Origin of the sequence: Streptomyces sp. ADI95-16 (assembly GCF_003721495.1) — a bacterium.
Taxonomy (GTDB): Bacteria; Actinomycetota; Actinomycetes; order Streptomycetales; family Streptomycetaceae; genus Streptomyces; species Streptomyces goshikiensis.
In genome coordinates this window covers 402,582-423,970 of record NZ_CP033581.1, presented here as the reverse complement: position 1 = coordinate 423,970, position 21,389 = coordinate 402,582, and the positions used below count along the sequence as shown (strand labels likewise).

The following is a 21,389-nucleotide window of genomic DNA, read 5'->3' as shown; positions in this document are numbered from 1 at the left end:
TCAGGACAGCCGGCACGCGTGGAACCGGTTGGAGCGGACGTTCCCGAACGACGCCGGGAGCAGGGCGATGCCCTGGTCAGGGCGGATGGTCCGACTCTGCCCCCGGTACTCCGTACCGCTGTACACGGTGACGCACCGCCCCCACAGCCGGCCGTCGCGGCGCCAGGTTCCGGCGCTGCTCCACACCGATGCGCCACCGTTGAAGCCGACGTACGCGGTCGTTTCCGGATAGCGCGGCATGTCCTGCGAGACGAAGCTCGCCACCCCCGTGTAGTCGGGGCCGGTCCAGCCGCACACCCAGCCGGAGGGGCACGGCTCGGACGGGGCGAGGTCGGCCCGCGCCGGCGGGGCGAAGGCGACACAGAGCGCACAGACGGCAGCGGCGGCCGCTGCCCTCCACCTCCTCACATCGTGCGGGCGGCGGTCGTTTCGCCGTCCTTCGGCCAGGGCGCGTACGGTCACGAGGATCACCGCCACTTTTCCGGGAGGATGACCTGCGGGGGCTGTTCCATCGCACCTCCGTTCCGCCTTGATCGCACCACCAGACGCGCCGGCCGGCCTCACGCACACGAGGGGCAGGCTTCCCACGGGTTACGTAGTTCGGGGCTGCCCAAGCGGAGCTCCGGCGGCCCTCTTCGGTCAACTCCCGCTCGGCCGGCGCGATTCCGACGGCAAACCCACGTGTTGATCGGCGGCCTGCGAGAATCGGGGGACGGGGACGAACAAGGAGGCGCGGAAGTGGTCCTGGCCCTACTGCTCGGAGTCCTGGCACTCGCCATCGGCGGCTGCGCGTGCGTGGTGTGGGCGTCCCGCGGTGGTCCCCCCTGGTCCCGCGCCGTGGCCACCGCCACCCTCGCCGTGGCCGACCTGATCCGCGGCGCCCAAAAACGCCGCCGCCGCGGCCTCCGCGGCAGCTCCGGGGGCGACGGCGACGGCGACTAGGCAACGTCAGGCGACGTCCGGGAGGGCTGTCGGTGGTCTGTGGGCGATGTGTCGGTGGCCGTTGGCACCGTGGCCAACGAGGTGCCCGGCGACCGGCCGCAGCCCTCTTCGCCGGCAAGGGAGCCCCGTCACGATGTCGTCCGCACCCCCCACCCCGCCGTGGAGCGTCCACCGGCCGCCGCGCGCCGACGGCCGCGTCTTCCTGGTCACCGGCGGCAACGCCGGCATCGGGTACTTCGTCGCCGAGCAGTTGTCGGCGACCGGAGCGACCATCGTGCTCGGCAGCCGGAACCCCGCGAAGGCCGAGGCCGCCGCCACCTCGATACGAGCACATGTCGCGGGTGCGCGGGTGCGGGCCGTACGACTGGACCTCGCCGACCTCCCGTCGCTGCCGACGGTTGCCGAATCCCTGGAGGTGGAACGCCTCGACGCGGTGGTCCACAACGCCGGCGTCGCTCTCGACGACCCGCCGCGCGAGGAGACCGGGGACGGTCACGAGCTGATGTTCGGCACGAACCACCTCGGGCACTTCGCGCTGACCCGGTGGCTGATGCCGCTGCTGGCGGCCGCTCCGGCGGCGCGCGTGGTGACCATGGGCAGCTTCGCGGCGAAGTCCGAGCGGCTCGACCTCGCCGACCTCCAGTCCGTGCGGGACTACCGGCCCAAGCGCGCCTACGGGCGCTCCAAGCTGGCGCAGATGTACTTCGGCGTCGAACTCGACCGTCGCCTGCGGGCGGCCGACAGCTCGGTGGCGAGCGTCGTGGCGCATCCCGGCGGCGCGCTGGACTCCCTCACCCCGTCACGGCCGCCGGTCCACGTGCGGACGACCGGCGCACGGCTGAGCGCGGCACCCGCCGGCCTCCTCCTCCAGGGCAAGCACGCCGGCGCGTGGCCCGCGGTACGGGCGGTGCTCGACCCGTCCGTGCGTGGCGGCCAGCTGTGGGGCCCGCGCGTCTTCGGCCTGCGCGGCGAGCCGCGACGTGAACCGGTGTGGGACCACCTCGCCGACAGCTCCGTCGCGAAGCGGCTGTGGGACGCGAGCCGCGACCTGACCGGCGTCGACCCCGGATAGACCGCCCGGCAGTTCAGAGCCCGTGCCCGAACTCCGCGAGGGCGGCGCGGCCGACGGCGAGGGCGAGGGCGAGGGCGAGCCGGGCACGGACGTCGCTCGGCCGGGATGTTCTGCGCCGGTCAGATCCGCCGGGCGGTGAGCGCGGCACGGGCCGCGATGACCGTCACGGCGGCCGCGGCGAGCAGGGCGGTGACGCGTACGACGTTCCAGGTGTCGACCGTGAGTTGTCCGTCGAGTTCGGGGTCCCCTGGCAGGCGCAGGCTCATGTCGACGACCGCGATCGCCGGTACCAGCAGGTGGAGCAGCCACCCGTGCGGTCGGGGATCACGGGCGTGGGCACCGGCCGTGCCGAGGAGGGGGCCGAAGACCAGGGCTCCGATCCACCACACGGTCATGCTGCCCGCCATGCTGCCCCAGTCGATCGGCAGGGACGCCCCGTCGCCGGTGCCGCCCGGTACGAGGGGGTACGCGCGGAACTCACCCTGGCCGAGTTTGACGAGGTAGTACGCGGCCACGGCCACCACCAGCGTCGCGGGCGCCAGCCACACCGCCCGACGCCCGGACCGGCACACCCAACCGACCGCGAACGCGAGGGCCGCCCACGACCAGCCGGCACTCGATATCAGGTGGACGACGTGTCCGACCGGCCCACCGACGGTCTCCCGGCCCCCGTCCACCGCCTGCCGGGTCAACAGCGGGCCCATCACTCCGACCACCACACCCACCGATAACGCGGCGGGAACCATCATTCGGGAAGGCGCCAAGGTCACGTTCATGACGCGCATCTTGCCCGGTCACCGGCCCACACCGCCAGGGTCGTCGCTCCGTCAGGCGTAGCGGCAGACTGTAACGCCGTCTGCGGCACCGCATCCCATCCTCGTGTAGTTCTTCTGGACCATGTTCCAGTAGTGGCCCCAGTACCTGTAGCTGGGGTCATCCGTGTTCCAGTTCGGGCCGGCCGCGTCGTATGCCGCCTTTTCTCCGGCCCACTGCGACACGGACTGGGAAGGCCCGGCGCTCGACATGTTCTCGGCGCCGGTGTTGAAGCCCAAGTCGTGCTCAAGGCCACCGGCGTGGGAAGCGGGGTTGTCGGCCCACGACTGCGAGCCGGAGGCGAGACCCTCGTCCCAGGAGATGGGCGGCGCGTCTTCCTTCTGGCGTATCGCATTGGTGTCGCCGAGCAGTGCCGCCTGGTCGGCGGGGCTGACCTCGGCGGGGAGGCCGTCGGAGACGGCGGCGAAGGCGGTTGGGCCCGCCCCCCACACCAGTCCTCCGACCATCAGCGTCGCTGCGATGGCCACGGTCCGACGGCGTGTACGAGAAAGACTTCTCATTGCGACTCCCGGTCGCACGGAAACAGCGGAGAGAACCGGCGCGTTTCACGACCGTCAACCGTCATGGGGCGGGTGACACGGCCGGCAGGCGCGATGGATGACTTGAACCATCGGCAACGCGGTGTTCTTGTGGGGGCGGCGAAGGGCCGCTTCCCCTACGGCCAGCGTATGTCCGGGGGACGAGGGCGGCGACCGGGGCGACCACCGGACCGCGACGGCGCGACCTAGCGGCGGTATTGCACCATGGCGCTTCCTCAGCAGTGCCTGTCCAGGCCGGTTCCGCACTCACGGTTGATTTCATGGTGCTTGGCTCCATCACCGGAACCGGACGTGGACCACATGACGACCAGGACGATCAGGAACAAGACGGCGTACGCGTAGGGGTAGTGGCGACTGGCCTTGCCCCGGTGCCTGTTGCTCATGAAACCTCCTCAGCGGGGGCGGTACCCCGCGGACATACCCCCCGCTCCGGAATCCGACACAGCGAGGCTGGTCTCGTGCGGTCGGCCCACCGGCCGCCCCGACGATGCCGCCCTCGACACCGCCCTACGCTCGGTGTGTCCGACGCGGAGCGCTGCCGCAAGCAACTCGTCGACCACATCGCACCGTCGCCGCCGGGCCTCTGGTCCCCCAGGGGCCCCAACCCCCGCAAGGGGTACTGCTGGAGTGCTACGTGCCGGGGTTGACGGGCCGTTTGTAGTACCGCCACGGGAACCATCCCGCGCCGACCGGGATCCACCCTTCTGATTCCATCCGTCGGTGGCGCGGGCCGGAGGGGAGCGCGACCCGGCAGTGCTCCCAGGGGTGGTCGGACGCCTCGACCTCGTGGAAGAAGGGGCCGTAGCCGACCACGTGCCAGCCGTCGCGGCCGGCCTCCTCCAACGCGGCCATTTCGTTGAACGCGGTCAGTCCGCCGAGGGTGCGGCGCTTCGGGGCGTCCGGCCCCCCGGCGAGCGGTGCCGCCGAACCCGCTCCCGCGGTCTTGTCCGCGAAGCGCTGCTGGGCGGCCTGGCGGCTCACTCCCAGGACGCGGCCCACCGTGTCCCAGCTGTGGCCGGCGGCCCTGGCCCCCTGTACGGCTTCGCGCAGCAGCCGGCTCGCCTCCTCGGCGCCGACGCGCGAGGCGTCCAGCAGGCGCAGGTACCCATGGGCGTCATGCTCCAGCGACTCGGCCAGTCCGTCGGGGGCGCCGAGGACGGCTGCGGCGATCCCTTCCCGGATCCGGTCCATCTCTACCGGGTGGAGCAGCGGTCCGTCGCTCATCGGCGCAGTCCGGCAAGGGGTTCGAGGGCGTCGAGGACCGCCTCGTCGCGGAGCGACTGCCCGGCGGAGCCGCGGGCCGCCCGGGCGGCCAGACCGGCCGTGCAGGCGATGAGCGCGAGGCTCCCGACGACCAGGGCGACGGTGGCAAGGGTTCCGAACCGGCCGCCGAACATCACCGTCACGGCCGGCAGACTCACGGCGAGCGGCAGCAGGGCGGCCATGGATGCGTCGGCGGGGAGAGGGTCCCGGTGCCGGGCCTTCAAGTTCAAGATCGACATGTGTCAAGGAAACCTTGCCACGACAGGCTTGTCAAGAATTCCTTGACGCTGATGCCGTGTGGGGGCGGACAGGCCGGCCTGGGGGCCGGGTGGACCTCGACCCTTGCCCAGTTGAAGGTGCCGGGATCCACGGCCTGGGCGGCGGTCTGGTCGCCGTCGGCGCGGACGGCGGCGTTGCGGGGCCGGCGTCAAGGGTCCGGCGGGCGAGGGGCGGGTTGCAGGCGCCCGGGATCCGGTAGCTCCGGAGTGCGGCGTGCGCGGCCGACGGCCGGGTGGTCGCTCGTCGAGCACGACTGCCCGTCGAGGATGGCGGCTCCACGCCACCCAAAATACCCCCGGGGGTACCCGTGCTACGCTCGAAATATACCCCCGGGGGTAAATGCCAGCCGAAAGGAGCAAGTGCGTGTTCTTCATTGACACCATCGAGACCGAGGGCCTGGGAAACCGCAGCTACCTGGCGGGCGGCGCCGCTACCGCGGTGGCGATCGACCCGCCCCGCGACATCGACCGGGTCCTCGCGGCGGCAGCCGTACGCGGGGTGCGGATCTCCCACGTGGTGGAGACCCACGTCCACAACGACTACGTCACCGGCGGCCCGGATCTGGCCCGTCTGACCGGTGCCGCCTACCTGGTACCGGCCGCCGCCCGGGTCTCCTTCGCCCGGACGCCGGTGGCCGACGGCGACACGGTGGCCGTCGACGACGGCATCTCGCTGCGGGCGCTGGCCACCCCCGGCCACACCCCCCACCACACCTCCTACGTCCTGGAGGAAGGCGCCCGGGTGGCGGCGGTCTTCACCGGCGGATCGCTGCTGATCGGCTCGGTGGGCCGCCCCGACCTGGTCGAGCCGCGCCTGACAGAGGAACTGGCCCGCGCCCAGCACGCCTCCGCCCACCGCCTGGCCGCCGAGCTCCCCGACGAGACACCGGTGCTGCCCACCCACGGGTTCGGCAGCTTCTGCTCCTCCTCCCAGTCCGAGGGCGACGCCACCACCATCGGCAAGGAGAAGAACGTCAACGACGCCTTGACCAAGGACGTCGACTCCTTCGTCGCCGGACTGCTGGCCGGCCTGGAGGACGTGCCCGCCTACTACGCCCACATGGGCCCGGCCAACGCCGCCGGCCCCACCCCGGTGGACCTCGGCGCACCGCCCCTGACCGACGCGGCCGACATCGCCGAGCGGCTGGCCGCCGGGGAGTGGGTGGTCGACCTGCGCAACCGGATCGCGTTCGCCGACGGGCACGTCGCGGGTTCCTTCAACTTCGAGGCCGACGGGAAGATCGCCACCTACCTCGCCTGGATGATCCCCCGGGGCAAGCCCGTCACCCTCCTCGCCGACTCACCCGCCCAGCTCGCCGCCGCCCAGCGCGAACTGGTCCGCGTCGGCATCGACCGCCCCGCCGCCGCGGCCACCGGCACACCCCGCGACTGGACGGCCGACGGCCACGCCCCGCGCTCCTTCCCCCGCGCCACCTTCGCCGACCTCGCCGCACGGGCATCCGGCTCCGAAGCGGTGGTCCTGGACGTGCGCCGGAACTCCGAGCGCGCCAAGGGCTGGATCACCGGCTCCGTCCACATCCCCGTCCACGACCTGCACCGGCGCCTGGCCGAGGTCCCGCCCGGAACGGTGTGGGTGCACTGCGCCGGAGGGATGCGCGCGGGCATCGCCGCCTCCCTCCTGGACGCCGCCGGACGTGACGTCGTCGCCGTCGACGACTCCTTCGACGCCGCCTCTCAGGCCGGCCTGCCCCTCACCGCCGGCAGCTGAACCACCACCGCCCCCCCCCGAAGAACTGGAAGGAATACGGATGTTCCTCTTCCGCCGCGGCGCCGCCCGCGTCACCCCCGCCCAGGCCCGCCAGCGCACCAGCGACGGTGACGCCGTCCTCCTCGACGTGCGCGAGCAGGCCGAGTGGAACGCCGGACACGCTCCCGGCGCCGTCCACGCCCCACTGTCCCGCCTCCTCGCCGGCACTGCCCTGCCCGCGGCCGCGCAGCACCGGCCGCTGGTGGTGATCTGCCGTTCCGGGCACCGCTCCCAGCGGGCCGCGGGGCTCCTGACCGGCCGCGGAGCCGAGGCCGTCGACGTCAAGGGCGGCATGAGCGCCTGGGTGGCGGCCGGGCTGCCGGTCGTCGACGAACGCGGAAGCAGCGGCCGGATAGCGTGAGCACGCTCATCCTCGCCCTGGCCGCCGGGGCCGTCATCGGGCTGGCCCTCGGGGCGCTGGGCGGCGGCGGCAGCGTCTTGGCCGTCCCCGCCCTGATCTACCTCCTCGGCTTCACACCGGCCGCCGCGACCACCTCATCCCTGATCATCGTCACCGCCACCTCGGCCACCGCCCTCTACGCCCACGCCACAGCCGGCAACGTCCGCTGGAAGACCGGCGCCCTGTTCGCCGCCGTCGGCATCCCACCCGCCATCGCCGCAGCCACCCTCGCCATCCGCGTGCCCGAGGCGGTGGTGACCGCCGCGTTCGCCGCCATCGCCCTCCTCGCCGCGCTCGCCATGTTCAAGGCCCCGCCCCCCGACCAGCAGCCCAGAGCCGTCCGGCCCGCACGGGCCGCACGGGCCGCCGGGACGGGCGCCGGACTCGGCGCGGTCACCGGCTTCCTCGGCGTCGGAGGCGGCTTCCTCGCCGTCCCCGCCCTGGTCGCCGTCCTGGGCCTGCGCATGCGCGCCGCGGTCGGCACCAGCCTCCTGGTCATCACCGTCAACTCCCTCGCCGCGCTCGTCGCCCGCGCCGGCGCCCACACCCCCCTGAACTGGGCGGTCATCGCCCCCTTCACCGGCGCGGCGATCCTGGGAGCCTGGGACGGCAAACGCCTCGCCGCCAAAATCTCCGGCCCCGCCCTCCAACGGACCTTCGCAAGCGTCCTGTTGGCCGTCGCCGCCCTCATGGTCGCCGACGCCCTCCACTGACCCCCTCGCCCACACACCCCAGAGATATCCCCGGGGATCCCGTGGAGCGGATCCCCTCCCACAAGGACGGAACACAGCACCATGACCCACCCCCGCACCCTCGACGCCCACCAGGCCCACAGCCGCCTGCACGAACTGATCGTCCTGGACGTCCGCACCCCCGGCGAATACGCGACCGGACACCTCCCCGGCGCCCTCAACGTCCCCCTCGACCACCTCACCCGCGCCCTGCCCGACATCCGCGAGGCCGCCGCCCGAGGCGACATCCTCGTCGTCTGCGCCTCCGGCACCCGCTCCGAGGCCGCCTGTAAAACCCTCGCCGACAACGGCATCACCACCGCCGCCCTCGCCGGAGGCACCGGAGCCTGGACCGACGGCGGCCACGCCCTCCACCACCCCGACCACCAGCGCCCCACCACCTGGAGCATGGAGCGCCAGGTCCGCTTCGCCGCCGGCGCCGTGGTCCTGACCGGCCTCGCCCTCGGCCGTCTGCGCCCCGCCTTCCGTCTCGCCTCAGCGGGTATCGCCGGCGGGCTGGTCTTCTCCGCCCTCGCCGACACCTGCGGCATGGCGCCGCTCCTCGCCAAACTCCCGCACAACTGCCCCCGCCAGGGCGACCTCGAAGCCGCCCTCGCCACCCTCCGCGACCACTGACCTCCACCGACCGGATACCCCCTGGGGTACCATGGGGTGACCGCGGACAAGGCCAGGAGGCACCAGTGAAAGTCGACGAAGACGCAGTCAAGGCAGTCCTCAACCGCCTGCGCCGCGCCCAGGGGCAGCTCGCGGGCGTCATCGCCATGATCGAAGCCGGCCGCGACTGCAAGGACGTCGTCACCCAGCTCGCCGCCGTCTCCAAGGCCCTGGACCGGGCCGGCTTCAAGATCGTGGCCAGCGGCATGCGTCAGTGCATGGCCAACGCCGACGAGAACCAGGCCCCCATGACCGAGGAAGAACTCGAAAAGCTCTTCCTCGCCCTCGCCTGACCCGCGCACACCGAAACGACCCGGCCCCGAACCCTGCGGGGCCGGGTGCGCCACGCCAGAAACCCGGGCCTGCCGCTCGTAGAGCGGGCGACCCGGGTAGACCCGGCCGACGTCAGCCGGGTACGCCGTGCGACTCGGTGGTGCGGGGCGGTGGGGCCGCCTCAGTTGCCGATGCCGGAGCTGCCGATGCCGGAGTTTCCGATGCCGTGGCTGCCGATGCCCGTGTTGGCGATGCCCGCGTTGCCCAGACCCCAGTTGGCGATGCCCGCGTTGCCGATGCCGCCGTTGAGTGCGCCCGCGTTGCCGACTCCGTCGTTGAGCGCGCCCGCGTTGCCGACGCCCGAGTTCCCGAAGCCTGAGCTGCCCACGGACGGGCCCGGCCCCATGTCGTGGGCGCTGGCCTCGGCGGCGCCGCAGACAGCCAGCAGCGCCGCGGCACCGAGCGTGGCCGTCACGTGGCGAAGAGTTGTACTCATCGTTGCATACCTCCTATTTCGGGCATCCTTGCTTGCTATACCTAGCACGCGGCCATGCCCAATACGTGGAGGAGTGCCCCGAAGCGGCTGTGTCGTCCGGAGCCCCCGCCCAACGCCTGGGCGGCCGAGTCCGGTGCGCCGGCCGACGGCCAGGGTGATCCACTTGCCGCTCGTCCGGCTCAGATGCCCTCCGGCCGGTTGTGGGGCCGGAGGGCATCTGACCAGTCGCTCGGGGGAGCGGTGTGTCAGGTGGTGATGGTGGCGACGGGTTCGAGGCCGTAGGTGCGGGCGTAGCCGTTCTCGGTGCCGACGAGGAGGTCGACGACCTCGAAGTAGCGGTCCCAGAAAGGGGTTTCGCGCAGTGCGTCGATGAGGAGCTGGTAGGCGTGGTGGTCTTCGGCTTCCCACACCCAGACGTCGGTGACGCGCGCGGAGTAGAACTCGGTGTCGTAGAAGCGTGACCGGACGCCGGTGGTCTTGGCCTCGATCGCGGGCAGGACCTGGGTGGTGAAGGCGTCGACGCGCTGTTGGACGGTCATGGCGAGCCACTCGGGTGTGGTCTTGACGAGTATGAACGCCGTGACCGGAGGTGTGGTGTGTTCAGCGGACATCAGGGTGTCTCCAAAAATGGCAGGTGGTCTTGGTGCGCCGGACCGCTATGTGTTCCGGCGACGGCTGGTGGGCTTCAGGAGAGGACGGCGGGCTTGAGGGTCTCGGCGCACCACTGCTCGAAGCCGGTGGGGGAGACGGTGTTAGGGGTACGGGCGACACCGGCGTCCAGGCCCTGGTCTTTGGCACGCTTCATGTCGACGATGCCCTGGACGAAAGCCTCGTTGAGGCCGTAGCCGACGAGGGTGGTGTACAGCTCGTCGAACGGCTGGCGTTCGTAGCGGACGGGGCGGCCGAGCTGTTCGGTCATGATGCGGGCCAGGTCGTTGGGGGATACGTCCTGAGGCCCGAGGACCGGGACGTCGTCGAAGCCGGTCCACGAGCGGTCCAGCAGCAGGCCTGCGGCGATGGCCGCGATGTCGGCGACGGCGACGAGGGGGGCCTTGCGGTCGGCGTCGACGACGTCGGTGAAGACCCCCTTGTCACGGATCGAGTCGGCTTCCTCCAGCAGGTTTTCGAAGAAGGACGGGTTGGCCAGGGCCCGGTAGGCGACGCCGGAACCGGCGATGAGGTCGTCCATGGCGAGGGAGGCGCTGACCAGGCCGGCGCGGTTGGCGAGCGGGGTGCCGCGGCCGAGCGCGGAGACGCCGACGACATGGCCGACGCCGTGGGCGGTGAGCGCCTTTGCGGCGGGACGGGTGAAGCCGCTGAAGGCGTCCTCCGGGGGCAGCGAGGCGTCCGGGGGGACGAGCCAGAAGACGGCGTCCGCACCCTCGAAGGCCCGGTCGAGGACCTCGGCGTCGCCGTGTGAGCCGGTGATCACCTCGACGCGTCCGCGCGCCGCCTCCGGCAGCCGGGCCGGGTCGCGCACGATCACGCGCAGTTCCTCGCCCGCGGCGGGGGCGGACTTCAGGAGCCGGGAGAGCAGGGAACGGCCGATGTTCCCCGTGGGAGCGGTAATAACGATCACGAAAACCTCGCAGGTCGTGCTGGTCGGTACGCCCTCATCCTGCTGAGGATCCCAGTGCTGCCACAATGGAAACTTCGGCACGGAATCATTGACTGAAGTGGAATAATGCTGGTGAACAGGCCGGATACGGTCTCGACGCCAACCTCGCCATGGCGCTGGACGCCCCGCTGGCCCCAGCGGGAAGCGCCGGGGGTCTCGTCCCGGCTCCGCGCCGGCAGGGGAGGCGATGCGCGCACCCGTACGGCTACCGGCAAGTTGACGGAGTCCTCTGGCCGACAGACGGGCACGGCCACATACTGGGTTACCGAAAGTGAGGCGCCGTGCCCGTAGCGCAGTTGCGCGCGCCGCGGACGGCACGCACCGTGGGGGGCGCGAACGCATGGGGACGGCCTACACCGCATTGACCCGGGACCGCCGAGACGTGGCCCGGGAGCTGGCCCGGCAAGTGGTGCTGTCCACTGACGACGAGCTCGAAAAACGCCGGTTCGACCGGCTCGCCGACGCACACTTCCGTCCGTGGTGGCGGTGGACCGGGCGACGCACGCACAAGTTCGCCGCCACCGATCTGGCCGGTGAGTTCCTGACCCCGGTCGTCCTGGCCGTCGCCACCGCCCTGCTGGGCGCGGTATCGGCTTCCGTCGTCGCCCGGTTGGAGCGCAGTCTCGGTACGCGCCGCAGGACCCGACGACGTGGTGGGGAGCCGGCGGCCGAGGGGGTCGCTCTCCCTGCCCAACAGCAGACCGGACCCGACGCCACCGAGTTGGCCCGGTTGTGGGACGTCTGCCTGGCCGCCGGCCTCGATTGCGGCACGCCCGAGGAACAAGCCCGGCGGATCGCCGACTCCATGCTCGCAAGGCTGGTCCGAGCCGTGGCCGCTGCCGCAAGCCCTCCCGCCCCCGGCGCGGGCGTTCCACCGCTACCTAGGCCGGACCGCCCGACGGAGGCCGAGGTCCCCGCAGACGAAAGCTGATGGAGCGGTGTACCTGAGAGCGTCGCTCTTCTGGCTGGCGCTGACCATCGCCGCCTTCGCCATCGCCTTCCCCACCGAGTCCCAGCACCACGCGGACGAGGCGCTCGGTCACCTCCTCTGCTCCAACGGTGTGAGGAACGAGCTTCTCCAATGGCTGCCGCTCACTCCGGAGGAGGAGCGGCTCGCCGCGGCGTCCCCCCTGTGGCAACGGAGGTACGTTCCGGACGAATACCGGGCGCAGGTCAACAGCGCCATCGATCAGCGCTGCGGCCTGCGGAGCGCCGACCGTCCGGAGCTGCGCGCAGCCCTGACGGTCGGCGCACTCGGCTGCGGGGGGTTCGTTCTGTACTGGTCGCTGCCCCGCCTGAGCATTCGCTGCCGTCGTCTGGAAGCGCCTGAGCCGACCGCGCCGGCCCGAGCCGTCGACCGCGCCGTGCACGCCCTCGCTGCCGAGGCGGGGGTGCCCGCGCCCATGGTGCTGGTCGACGGGGGGAACGGCAAGGTGAACGCCAACGCCTTCGGGAACGTGGGGCGCCGGTACGTCGAGGTGACCGCGGGCTTCGAACGCAGACTCGTCAAGGACAATGACCAAGCCGACCGCAACCATGACCGCGACCGCGACCGTTACTTCCTCGACGCGGTGATCCGCCACGAACTCGGACACATCCACAATCGCGACCTCGACGTGACGCTCGCCGTCACTGCCGTGTGGTGGACCTTCCTCGCCCTGGTCGTCGGCGCGTTCGGACTGTCCCTCACGGAGTACGCCGTCGGTGGCGGCTCGGGCCTGCGGCAACTCTCGTTGCAGCTCGGCCTGCTCACCGGCATGGTCTACGCCTCACGCAACTGCTTCCTGCAGTCACGGGAGTTCCACGCCGACAGGTTCGCGGCGTCGTGCCCGACGCCAGGGGGCGGAGCGAGTGCCGGCGCGTTCGACGAGGTCCTCGGCGAGCTGAGCGCCTCACAACACCGCAGCGCGCCCGACGGGTCGGCGTGGCCCTTCGGAACCCATCCGTCCCTGACACGCAGGCGAGCCGCACTGTCCCGTCCGGCCGTGGCCGACGAGTTCACCGGATGGGAGGTGGCCCTGATCGGCTGCCTGCTCGCCTTCTCCGTCAACCTCCTGCTCGGACTCAGTTTCCAACTGGAGCTGATGGCGATCCGGTTCGGCGTCATGCCCCTGAGCGATGTCGAACTCGGGCCGCTCTACGTCTGGTTGTCCCTGCCGCTCCTCCTCCTGGTCGGCCCGATGATCGCCCTCGGGGTGCGGTACTCGGTCGTTGCCCGGGGAGGTGTCGAAGCCTCCGGCCGGCTCCTCGCGGCCCGTCTGGTCAAGCTTGCGGGCTGCCTGTGGGCCGGGCTGTGCTGCGGATCCCTGGCCCTTCCCGGTCCTCTGGTGCACAGCGACGGCTCCACCGAGGCCCTGCTGTGGCGCTCGCACACCGCGTCCGCCGCCCTGGCCCTGGCCGTGATGGCGGTGGCTGTCGTGGGCCTCGGAGCCCTGGTGGCCCTCGGCTGCGACGCGCTGCGGATGCGCCGTGGCCCGTCGACGGCCTTGCTCGCCACGTACGGCGCCCTGCTCGCGGTCGTGGCGTTCCCGGGGGCGCTCCCGTCGTCCGTGGCCCCCCTCCTGCGCACGGCGGTACTGGGCGTGCCGGTGCTCGCGGGTCTGGCCGTACTGGCTCGTCGCCGCGACGCCCGCAGGCCCGTCGACCGGGGTGACGCGCCTGCGGGGAAGGAGGTCGGGAGCGTGAGTGTGATGTCCTCGCCGATGGGCCTGCCGCTGCTCCTGCTCTGCCACCTCGTCACGCTCGGGATGGCCTGCTGGGCTCTCGTTTCGGTGGGCAGGCTGCTCAGAGACTTCGCGCCCACGTCCGTCCTGTACTTGGTCGCCGCTGTGGGCCTGGCCTTCCACACGGCCTGCATCGGTGGAGCCGCGCTCGCCGCGCACGACGGCATGTTCCGCCGCCGGGCCCGGGCCGCGACCGGTTGCCTGGCCGCGGCGGCATTGGCCGCACTGGTTCAGCTGACCGTCGAGGGCCAAATGTCGCAGTGGCTGTTCCTGATCCTTCCCGGCACGACTGCGGGCGTGGTCCTGGCCTGCGAGGCATCGGCCGCGGCCGTCTACGACGTGCGCCACGGCGCCAGGAACCGTCCGACGGACCGACCGCGTCGGGCAGCGGCTTCGCGGCCACCGTCGCACCGTCGCCGCTGATCGTGCCGGCCACGGCCCTCGCCCGGGAGAGGGCCTCCAGCATCAGAGTCGTGGTGGGCGCGGCGACCAAGCGAGCGACCGCCAGCGGCGGCGGGCACTCTCCGCGTGCCGCGGCGGCACCGTGCTACTGGGGCCCTGGCTCAGTGCGCCTTCACCTGCCCTAGAAGACGCCTCCGGGTTCCCCCGCCTTGCGGCCACGCTCGTCGAGGGGGGCCGCGGGGGTAGCTCCGTAGGTGTACGCGCTGCGGATGTGTCCGTCGCGGGCGTGGACGACGACCTGCGCGGGCTGGTGCTCCTTGGCGTGGCGGCGTGCGCCGTCGATCGCGTCCTTCTGCGTCCGGTGCGGCTCGTGCAGGAGCCGACGTCCTTCTCTGCCCTCGACCTGCCATTTCACGCCCGCGGCCGCCGCGTGCTCGCTGGACGGTGAGACGTGGTAGACGGTCCGTTTCGCTGCCATGGTCCTTCTCCTCGACTGTCAGGCACGCTCCGTAGCCGGACTGCCGGGCCTTCTTCGAGGCCGCCCTCGTCGTTTTCCTGCTCGACCGCCTCGGCCCCGCTGCTGGTCCCACCGCGTCGCCTACGGGGAGTATTCCCGCTCGCCCTGCCGGGGACACCAGCCCGGGGGCGCGACCGCTGGGGGAGGTCGTGGGACTGCTCACGGGTGACGGTGACACCTCGACGGAGTGGAGCCTGCTGCGGCGCCCCGACCGGCCGGAGGTGGGGGAATTGGGTGACTTCGCCCGTGTGCCCGCGAGCCTGGCGGCCAGGACCGTTGCCTACGCGGCATCGAGCGGTAGCGTGCGGCCGGTGGGCTTGCAGGGTCGCAGAGGCTGAGTCGCATCGCCTTGCCCGCGGAACTCGGCCCGGGCGGCAAACGGGAAGCCGTGGTGTCCCGCCTTCCGGGCAGCACTGTCATCTTGGGTGAGGGGCGATGATCGTATCGGTGGTGTCGATGCCGGAGGGTGTCGTCGCTCGGACAGCGTTGTCCGAGGTCAGGGAGCGTCTAGCAGCCCCCGACTTCGTGATCGTGGACATCGACGAAGGGGAAGACCCCCCGTCTGACGAGCAACCACTCGCCCGCCTGCTGGGACTGGATGACAAGACGTGGGATTGGCTCGGCAGACAGTACGAACCCGTACGGGCCGAGTACCACGCAGGAGTTGTCGGATGTGTCGTGCCGGTGATCGACGGCAGCCACATCAAGCACATCCACGTCTTCGCCGGCGAACGCCACCTCGTCACGATCCACCACGGGCCCGTCGGACTGATCGAGAACTTCATCGGACGGTTGCCGGAGGAAACGCCCTCCGACGGAACGACGGCGGTCTTCCTCTTTCTGCACGGTGTATTGGAGGCCTTTCGCAGGGCCACCTCCCAAGCCCTCCTGGAGGTAGGGGAGGTTGAGGAGGCGATGTTCGAGGGGCAGGCGTCGCAGCACGTCCATCAACTGGCCCATCTGCGACGGCGCGCGTCCCAGCTGCACCGTGCGTTCCTTCCCTACGCCGCGGTCGCGCAGGAGTTCCTCACCCATCGCAGGATGGCGAACCCCGGCATCTCGGAGGAGCGGCGGGTGCTGAACCGTACGCACGAGAGCACCGTGCAGCTGGTGATGATGGAGATCAACTCCCTGCGGGACGAAACCAGACGGGCCGCCGACACCTACGCCTCCCTCGTCGCCGACCAGCAGAACCTCGTGATCAACAAACTCGCGATCGCCTCCGTCATCTTCTTGCCGCTGTCGTTCCTGACCGGCTTCTTCGGCATGAACTTCACCTACCTCAGCAACCACTTGTCGAGCGAGAAGACCTTCCTGTGGCTGGGCATCGGCATGCAGGTGTGCGCTCTGTTCGTGGCCATGTACGTCGTGCTGTACCGGACGCACTGGCGCCAGCTCCGGGACGGCGGGCCCCACGGTGCCGCCGCCGGCGGGCCCCACGGTGCCGCCGCCGGCGGCGAACAATCGGACCGATCCTGATCTCGATCAGTCACGGGAGGCCCCGGGCCGCAGGAACCATGCGGGCCTCCGCTGGCCCGTGCCCTTGGCCCGCTCGGCACGGCCACCGGCGCCGCCTACAGCGGCGGCGGTGACGACGCCGTTCGGGCCAGGGCGAAGACGTCAGGTGCTGCGTTGGTCGTGCGTGTCCTGGCGCAGCCGGTCGGTGTGGCGGGTCACGGCGTCGATGCGGTCGGCGATTTCGGAGTCCTCGGCGCGCAGGTGGGCGCGGGTTGCAGCGAGGGGACCGACCAGCCGGGAGGCGTCGTCGGCGGCGAGGGCCTGGTTCAGGTCGTGCATGGAGGTCGCTGCCCCGGCGGGCAGGTCGTTCAGCGAGGTCACCTGTCCGGCGAGGCGGCGCAGGTCCGCCGCATTGTCACGTGCCCACGACGCGACGCTGCGGTTGGCCGCCCGCGAACTCCGCGTGGCCTGCACGCGCTGCTCCCCGGTACTGCCGGCCGCTCCCGGCCGCAGGCGCAGGTACCGGCGTTCGGCCGCCTGGCGGCTGGCGACGCCCAGGGGGCCGGCGAGATCGGCCCAGCTCGCCCCGGAATCCCGGGCGGTTTCGATCAGGCCGCTCTCCCAGCCCGCGAGCCGCTCACGGATCTGCCGCAGGCACAGCAGGGCCGCGAGCGCGGCCTCCGGCCCGTCGCCGGTGGTTTCTGCGGGGCTGCCAGGAGCCTGTGCGGCCTCGTCCAGGCGTTCACGGAGAGCCTCCAGAGCCGCCGCGGCGGCGGGGAAGGACGGTGACTGAGCTGTATCGGCGGGTGAGGGGGGCTGCTCGGCTGCGGCCACGATCACCACCTCCCGTCGTCATGTTCCGGATGACATCTGGCGTGTCAGCGTTCAGGTGACACCGTACTTGTCATCGTTTCGATGACATGCTACAACGGATGCACGTTGAAGCGCATTGGCAGTTTCTGCCTGAACCAACTGGAGGTGTTTCGCGATGTTGATGCGCACTGACCCGTTCCGCGAGATGGACCGGATCGTCCAGCAGCTGTCGGGTGGTACGTCCGGGACCTGGTCGAAGCCGTCCGTGATGCCGATGGACGCCTACCGCGAGGGCGAGGAGTACGTGATCGCCTTCGACCTGCCCGGCGTGAAGCCGGAGGCGATCGACATCGACGTCGAGCGGAACATGCTGACCGTCAAGGCGGAGCGCCGGCCCGCCGCGAAGAACGACACCGTGCAGATGGAGCTCTCCGAGCGGCCCCTCGGTGTCTTCTCCCGCCAGATCATGCTGGCCGACACCCTCGACACCGAACGCATCGAAGCCGACTACGACGCGGGTGTCCTGACCCTGCGGATCCCCATCGCCGAGCGCGCCAAGCCCCGCAAGATCAGCATCGGCGGCGCCGGCGGCCGTAAGCAGATCTCCGGCTGAGCCTCACGCACCAGCCGGCCGCGGAGGGCGGGTACGAGCCGACCCCCCCTCCGGCACCCCGCCCTCCGCACCCCTCTTTGACCCCTCACCCCTCTCTCCGGAGGCGATGTGATGTCGATGCGCAGAGAGTCGTTCCTGGCCCACGTCCAAGAACGCGGCGAGTACGAGACCACGGAAGAGGCCGATCGCGTTGCCCGCGTCGTCCTGGCCCTGCTGGGCGCACATCTGGTCGGCAGCGTGCGGGCCGAGCTCGCCGCCCGCCTGCCCGAGACGTACGCCCTCATCCTCCTGAACCCGTTGCAGGCCGCGGAGCCGCTCTCGCCGGAGCGGTTCGTCCGCGCGACCGCGGCCTGGATCGAGGGCGCCACTGAGAAGACAGCCCTGTGGGACATCGGCGCGGTGCTCTCGACCGTGGCCGCCGCCGCGGGCGATGTCCTCACCCGCGAGGTCCTCCTCCAACTCCCGCACGGCTACGACCTCCTCTTCGGCCACCCCCAGCCCACCTGACCACCCAGCCCCGAAAGCCGGATCCTTCGCAGAGAAAGGGCAACCACAGCCATGTACGACCAGCCTCGACCGAACCCGGCCCATCACGCCATGACGTTCGACCAGATGCTGGAACGCGTGCGCTACGAAGGCGCCTACCCCACCCGCGAACGCGCCGCGGAAGCCGTCCACCACGTCCTGGCCGCCCTCGGCCGCCAGCTCACCGGAGACGAACGCGTCGACCTCGCCCAGTGCCTCCCCGTCGAGGCAGCCCTCACCCTGACCGCACAGCTCCCCGACACCCGACACCTCACCGGCTGGGGCTTCGTCAAGGACCTGGCCGCACGCACCGGCGCCACCCCGGCCACCGCCCGCTGGGACACCGGCGCCGTCCTCGCCACCGTCACCCGCCTCGCCGGACCCGACCTCCTCGGCCGGATCCTGCGCCGGCTCCCCGGCGGCTACGCCCTCCTCTTCGGCCAGGCGGAACTGCGCCGGCCCGAGCCCGCCGCCGCCTGACCCGCCCACAGCGCGCGGACACGTAGCGGGGCCGGGACCGCTCCTGCGGTACCGGCCCTGCCGCAATGAGGATGGTGTGGTGGCTGGGGCCTGAGAGACTGGTCGGTATGGAAATCGAGCGCAGAAACAATGTCACGGTCACAGGGAACCCCCACGGCCCGACGGTGGTCCTCGCGCACGGGTTCGGCTGTGACCAGAACATGTGGCGCCTCACCGTCCCCGCCCTGGTCGAGGACTACCGGGTGGTGCTGTTCGACTACGTGGGTTCGGGCCGATCTGATCTCTCCGCGTTCTCCGAGGCCCGCTACGCGTCCTTGAGCGGCTACGCCCAGGACGTGGTGGACGTGTGCGAGGTGCTCGATCTTCGAGGCGCGGCGTTCGTGGGCCATTCGGTCTCCGCGATGATCGGTGTGCTGGCCGCCGGGATGGCTCCGGAGCGGATCGGGGCGCTGGTGATGGTGGCGCCCTCTCCCCGGTACATCGACGACGAGGGCTACCGGGGCGGGTTCACCGCCGAGGACATCGATGAGCTGCTCGATTCGCTGGAGTCGAACTATCTGGGCTGGTCGGCGGCGATGGCGCCGGTGATCATGGGGAACACGGAGCGGCCCGAGCTCGGTGAGGAGCTGACGAACAGCTTCTGCGCCACCGACCCGGCGATGGCGCGCGTCTTCGCCCGCACCACCTTCCTGTCCGACTCGCGGGAGGAACTCAAGGAGGTGAGCGTGCCCACGCTGGTGCTGGACTGCACCCAGGACGCCATCGCCCCGCGCGAGGTCGGCGCCTTCGTGCACCAGGCGATCCCCGGCTCGACACTGCTCACCCTGGATGCGACCGGGCACTGCCCGCACATGTCCGCACCCGAAGCCACCAACGCGGCGATCACCGGCTTCCTGGCGGGCCTGCGTTGATGTGCCGCACCGACCAGCAGCCCGACCCGCACGACGCCGGCGAGGAGAAGACCTCGGACGCGGCGTTCGCCGCGCTGCTGGAGGACAGCACGGAGGAGCTGTACGAGTGCGCGCCGTGCGGGTACCTGTCCACGCTGATGGACGGCACGATCGCGAAGATCAACAAGACGCTGCTGGACTGGCTGGGCCTGGAGCGTGAGGCGGTGGTGGGCCGGATGCGGTTCACCGACCTGCTGACCATGGGCGGCAAGCTCTACCACGAGACGCACTTCGCGCCGCTGCTGCGGATGCAGGGCGAGCTCGGCGGCGTCGCCCTGGAGATCAGAAAGGGCGACGGCGTCCGGATGCCGGTGCTGGTCTCCTCCGTGGTCAAGCACGGGGCCATGGGCGAGCCGCTGCTGATCCGCACCACCTTCTTCGACGCCCGCGACCGCCGCGCCTACGAAGAGGAGCTCCTACGGGCACGCAAAGCCGCCGAGGAAGCACACCGGCAGGCCGAAGCCGACCGGGCCCGCCTCCAGGACGCCCTCGCCGTACTCCAGTCATCGCTGCTGCCCGACACCCTGCCGCCCATACCCGGCATGGAGACCGCCGCTCACTACCGCACCGCCTCGCCCGACCGGCTCGGCGGCGACTTCTACGACGTCTTCCCCCTCGACGCCACTCGCTTCGCCTTCTTCCTCGGCGACGTGTGCGGCAAGGGCCCGCAAGCCGCCGCGGTCACCTCGCTGACCCGCTACACCCTGCGCGCCGCGGCCCTCCACGACCCCGACCCCGTCTCCGCCCTCTCCACCCTGAACAGGGTCCTTCACGAGCGCTACAGCGGCGGCGACCCGCGGTACTGCACCGCCATCCTCGGCGTCCTCGAACCCGACCCGGGCACCGGGCAGGTCACGGTCCACCTCGCCTCGGGCGGCCATCCGCCGGCCCTGGTCCTGCGCGCCGACGGCACGGCCGACTTCCTGCCCACCCCCGGCGGACTCCTCATCGGCATCCTGCCCGACGCACCCTTCGCCCCCGCCACCACCACCCTGGGCCCGGGCGACACCCTCCTGCTCTACACCGACGGCCTCACCGAAGCCCGCACCGGCGAAGGCCGCAGCGCCCTGTACGGAGACGAAGCCCTGCGCGCCTTCGCCACCGACCACGCCGGCCAGTCCCCGAACGCGGTCATGGAGGCGCTCACCGGCCTGCTGGACGGCTTCGGCGACGGCCTCGACGACGACACCGCCCTGCTCGCCCTCGGCGTTCCCGCCGCCCGCCCCACGACCGGGAAACCCATATGAGCCCGCTGAACCTCGCCGTCCGAGACGCCCCGACCGGTCCGGTGGTGGAAGTCACGGGGGAACTCGACTACGACACTTCCGCAGACCTGCGCGACCTCCTCGCCACCCTCCCCCTCAAGCCGGGCCAGCGCCTCGTTCTCGACCTCGCCCGCATGGAATTCTGTGACTCCAGCGGCATCAGCACCCTGATCGTCGCCCGCAACCACGCCCAGTCGGCCGGAGCCGATGTCGCACTCGCCGCGGTCCCGGCCGGCACGCTGCGCGTCCTGCGCGTCGTCGGACTGGACCAGATCTTCCCGCTCCATCCCGACGCCGAGTCCGCGATCGGGCCCTGACCTTAGGCCGGGCGAGTCGATCCGGGTGTCCTACCGGTGGGCCCGCCCCAGACGGTGAGCAGGTCCACGACGAAGATCAGCGTCGAGCCCGCCGGGATCAACGGGGAGGGGGACTGCTTCCCGTAGGCGAGACGCGGCGGAACAGTGATCTCACGCCGACCGCCGACCTTCATTCCCCTCACGCCCCGGTCCCAGCCCTTGATGACCTTGCCCCCGCCCACAGCGAACTTGTACGGCTGGGCCCGGTCCCAGGAGGAGTCGAACTCCCTCCCGGTCTCGAACGTGACCCCGACGTAGTGAACCTGGACGACCCGGCCCGGCTTCGCTTCGTCCCCGTCCCCGATCACGAGGTCCCGGGTCGTCAGCTCGGTGGGTGCGTCACCCTCTGGAACATCGATCTCGGGCTTCGTCAGTTCACTCATCGCGGTCAGACCCAT

General features: G+C 71.4%; 28 protein-coding genes. 16 read left to right on the top strand and 12 right to left on the bottom strand.

From position 1 onward, the window contains the following. The gene (locus EES41_RS02220) at positions 1 to 462 is read right to left on the bottom strand and encodes a peptidase inhibitor family I36 protein (protein WP_164495715.1); all 462 of its coding nucleotides are present in this window, start codon (positions 460 to 462) and stop codon (positions 1 to 3) included. A gap of 276 nt (positions 463 to 738) precedes the next feature. Between EES41_RS02220 and EES41_RS02215 the strand changes: the two genes are divergently transcribed. Both EES41_RS02215 and EES41_RS02210 read left to right on the top strand, forming a co-directional pair. Further along, positions 739 to 942: a hypothetical protein gene (locus tag EES41_RS02215; protein WP_123075168.1), complete on the top strand. Its 204-nt coding sequence runs from the start codon at positions 739 to 741 to the stop codon at positions 940 to 942. 133 nt (positions 943 to 1,075) lie between these two features. Then, entirely contained in the window at positions 1,076 to 2,014 is a 939-nt protein-coding gene (locus tag EES41_RS02210) for an SDR family NAD(P)-dependent oxidoreductase (RefSeq protein WP_123075166.1), read from the top strand. Positions 2,015 to 2,133: 119 nt separating this feature from the next. On the opposite strand, the gene EES41_RS02205 is transcribed toward EES41_RS02210, so the two are convergent. The 5 genes from EES41_RS02205 to EES41_RS02190 form a co-directional block, all read right to left on the bottom strand. After that, positions 2,134 to 2,790: a hypothetical protein gene (locus EES41_RS02205; protein WP_164495714.1), complete on the bottom strand. Its 657-nt coding sequence runs from the start codon at positions 2,788 to 2,790 to the stop codon at positions 2,134 to 2,136. Between the two features lie 51 nt (positions 2,791 to 2,841). Then, the gene (locus EES41_RS02200) at positions 2,842 to 3,315 is read right to left on the bottom strand and encodes a CAP domain-containing protein (RefSeq protein ID WP_164495713.1); all 474 of its coding nucleotides are present in this window, start codon (positions 3,313 to 3,315) and stop codon (positions 2,842 to 2,844) included. Positions 3,316 to 3,602: 287 nt separating this feature from the next. Beyond that, positions 3,603 to 3,770 carry a hypothetical protein gene (locus EES41_RS41250; RefSeq protein WP_164495712.1) on the bottom strand — a complete coding sequence of 56 codons (168 nt, stop codon included), beginning with the start codon at positions 3,768 to 3,770 and terminating at the stop codon, positions 3,603 to 3,605. A gap of 247 nt (positions 3,771 to 4,017) precedes the next feature. Beyond that, positions 4,018 to 4,611 (bottom strand): hypothetical protein, encoded by a 594-nt coding sequence (locus EES41_RS02195; RefSeq protein ID WP_123075159.1) that lies wholly within the window; start codon positions 4,609 to 4,611, stop codon positions 4,018 to 4,020. Then, the gene (locus EES41_RS02190) at positions 4,608 to 4,889 is read right to left on the bottom strand and encodes a hypothetical protein (protein WP_123075157.1); all 282 of its coding nucleotides are present in this window, start codon (positions 4,887 to 4,889) and stop codon (positions 4,608 to 4,610) included. Before EES41_RS02190 ends, EES41_RS02195 begins: the two co-directional genes overlap by 4 nt. A gap of 403 nt (positions 4,890 to 5,292) precedes the next feature. Here EES41_RS02190 and EES41_RS02185 point away from each other — a divergent pair, with 403 nt between their 5' ends. The 5 genes from EES41_RS02185 to EES41_RS02165 all read left to right on the top strand — a co-directional run bounded on the left by EES41_RS02185 (position 5,293) and on the right by EES41_RS02165 (position 8,795). Further along, a complete protein-coding gene (locus EES41_RS02185; protein WP_123075155.1) occupies positions 5,293 to 6,657 on the top strand; it encodes an MBL fold metallo-hydrolase in 1,365 nt (454 codons plus the stop codon). Positions 6,658 to 6,697: 40 nt separating this feature from the next. Further along, positions 6,698 to 7,057: a rhodanese-like domain-containing protein gene (locus EES41_RS02180; protein WP_123075153.1), complete on the top strand. Its 360-nt coding sequence runs from the start codon at positions 6,698 to 6,700 to the stop codon at positions 7,055 to 7,057. Continuing rightward, the gene (locus tag EES41_RS02175) at positions 7,054 to 7,809 is read left to right on the top strand and encodes a sulfite exporter TauE/SafE family protein (RefSeq protein WP_123075151.1); all 756 of its coding nucleotides are present in this window, start codon (positions 7,054 to 7,056) and stop codon (positions 7,807 to 7,809) included. The genes EES41_RS02180 and EES41_RS02175 overlap by 4 nt, the downstream gene beginning before the upstream one ends. 81 nt (positions 7,810 to 7,890) lie before the next feature. Continuing rightward, the gene (locus EES41_RS02170) at positions 7,891 to 8,463 is read left to right on the top strand and encodes a rhodanese-like domain-containing protein (protein ID WP_123075149.1); all 573 of its coding nucleotides are present in this window, start codon (positions 7,891 to 7,893) and stop codon (positions 8,461 to 8,463) included. A 65-nt stretch (positions 8,464 to 8,528) separates the two neighbouring features. Next, a complete protein-coding gene (locus EES41_RS02165) occupies positions 8,529 to 8,795 on the top strand; it encodes a metal-sensitive transcriptional regulator (RefSeq protein WP_123075147.1) in 267 nt (88 codons plus the stop codon). A 161-nt stretch (positions 8,796 to 8,956) separates the two neighbouring features. On the opposite strand, the gene EES41_RS02160 is transcribed toward EES41_RS02165, so the two are convergent. The 3 genes from EES41_RS02160 to EES41_RS02150 form a co-directional block, all read right to left on the bottom strand. Then, positions 8,957 to 9,271, bottom strand: a complete 315-nt coding sequence (locus EES41_RS02160; protein ID WP_123075145.1) for a hypothetical protein — start codon at positions 9,269 to 9,271, stop codon at positions 8,957 to 8,959. Positions 9,272 to 9,516: 245 nt separating this feature from the next. Then, a complete protein-coding gene (locus tag EES41_RS02155) occupies positions 9,517 to 9,882 on the bottom strand; it encodes a darcynin family protein (protein ID WP_123075143.1) in 366 nt (121 codons plus the stop codon). A gap of 74 nt (positions 9,883 to 9,956) precedes the next feature. After that, complete coding sequence (locus EES41_RS02150) at positions 9,957 to 10,850, bottom strand: NAD(P)H-binding protein (protein WP_123082197.1); 894 nt, start codon at positions 10,848 to 10,850, stop codon at positions 9,957 to 9,959. A gap of 379 nt (positions 10,851 to 11,229) precedes the next feature. On the opposite strand from EES41_RS02150, the gene EES41_RS41245 reads away from it, so the two are divergent. Both EES41_RS41245 and EES41_RS02145 read left to right on the top strand, forming a co-directional pair. Then, complete coding sequence (locus EES41_RS41245; protein WP_164495711.1) at positions 11,230 to 11,820, top strand: hypothetical protein; 591 nt, start codon at positions 11,230 to 11,232, stop codon at positions 11,818 to 11,820. Positions 11,821 to 11,827: 7 nt separating this feature from the next. After that, positions 11,828 to 14,035, top strand: a complete 2,208-nt coding sequence (locus EES41_RS02145) for a M48 family metalloprotease (RefSeq protein WP_164495710.1) — start codon at positions 11,828 to 11,830, stop codon at positions 14,033 to 14,035. 160 nt (positions 14,036 to 14,195) lie between these two features. Here EES41_RS02145 and EES41_RS02140 read toward each other — a convergent pair whose 3' ends face one another. Then, positions 14,196 to 14,492, bottom strand: a complete 297-nt coding sequence (locus tag EES41_RS02140; protein ID WP_123075139.1) for a DUF2188 domain-containing protein — start codon at positions 14,490 to 14,492, stop codon at positions 14,196 to 14,198. A gap of 474 nt (positions 14,493 to 14,966) precedes the next feature. On the opposite strand from EES41_RS02140, the gene EES41_RS02135 reads away from it, so the two are divergent. After that, a complete protein-coding gene (locus tag EES41_RS02135) occupies positions 14,967 to 16,010 on the top strand; it encodes a CorA family divalent cation transporter (RefSeq protein ID WP_254211266.1) in 1,044 nt (347 codons plus the stop codon). 141 nt (positions 16,011 to 16,151) lie between these two features. On the opposite strand, the gene EES41_RS02130 is transcribed toward EES41_RS02135, so the two are convergent. Continuing rightward, on the bottom strand, positions 16,152 to 16,823 hold the full coding sequence (locus EES41_RS02130) for an HSP18 transcriptional regulator (RefSeq protein ID WP_123082195.1): 672 nt from the start codon (positions 16,821 to 16,823) through the stop codon (positions 16,152 to 16,154). Positions 16,824 to 16,977: 154 nt separating this feature from the next. On the opposite strand from EES41_RS02130, the gene EES41_RS02125 reads away from it, so the two are divergent. The 6 genes from EES41_RS02125 (at position 16,978) to EES41_RS02100 (ending at position 20,952) form a co-directional block, all read left to right on the top strand. Next, positions 16,978 to 17,415 carry an Hsp20/alpha crystallin family protein gene (locus EES41_RS02125; protein WP_123075137.1) on the top strand — a complete coding sequence of 146 codons (438 nt, stop codon included), beginning with the start codon at positions 16,978 to 16,980 and terminating at the stop codon, positions 17,413 to 17,415. A gap of 111 nt (positions 17,416 to 17,526) precedes the next feature. After that, a complete protein-coding gene (locus EES41_RS02120) occupies positions 17,527 to 17,922 on the top strand; it encodes a DUF2267 domain-containing protein (RefSeq protein WP_123075135.1) in 396 nt (131 codons plus the stop codon). Positions 17,923 to 17,973: 51 nt separating this feature from the next. Next, positions 17,974 to 18,420: a DUF2267 domain-containing protein gene (locus EES41_RS02115; RefSeq protein WP_123075133.1), complete on the top strand. Its 447-nt coding sequence runs from the start codon at positions 17,974 to 17,976 to the stop codon at positions 18,418 to 18,420. A gap of 107 nt (positions 18,421 to 18,527) precedes the next feature. After that, positions 18,528 to 19,331, top strand: coding sequence for an alpha/beta fold hydrolase (locus EES41_RS02110; RefSeq protein ID WP_123075131.1), 804 nt, complete (start codon positions 18,528 to 18,530; stop codon positions 19,329 to 19,331). Next, on the top strand, positions 19,331 to 20,617 hold the full coding sequence (locus EES41_RS02105; RefSeq protein ID WP_123075129.1) for a PP2C family protein-serine/threonine phosphatase: 1,287 nt from the start codon (positions 19,331 to 19,333) through the stop codon (positions 20,615 to 20,617). Before EES41_RS02110 ends, EES41_RS02105 begins: the two co-directional genes overlap by 1 nt. Continuing rightward, positions 20,614 to 20,952, top strand: coding sequence for an STAS domain-containing protein (locus tag EES41_RS02100; protein ID WP_123075127.1), 339 nt, complete (start codon positions 20,614 to 20,616; stop codon positions 20,950 to 20,952). The genes EES41_RS02105 and EES41_RS02100 overlap by 4 nt, the downstream gene beginning before the upstream one ends. 2 nt (positions 20,953 to 20,954) lie before the next feature. Here the strand turns inward: EES41_RS02100 and EES41_RS02095 are convergent, their stop codons facing one another. Next, positions 20,955 to 21,374 (bottom strand): FKBP-type peptidyl-prolyl cis-trans isomerase, encoded by a 420-nt coding sequence (locus tag EES41_RS02095; protein ID WP_123082194.1) that lies wholly within the window; start codon positions 21,372 to 21,374, stop codon positions 20,955 to 20,957. Positions 21,375 to 21,389: the final 15 nt, after the last annotated feature.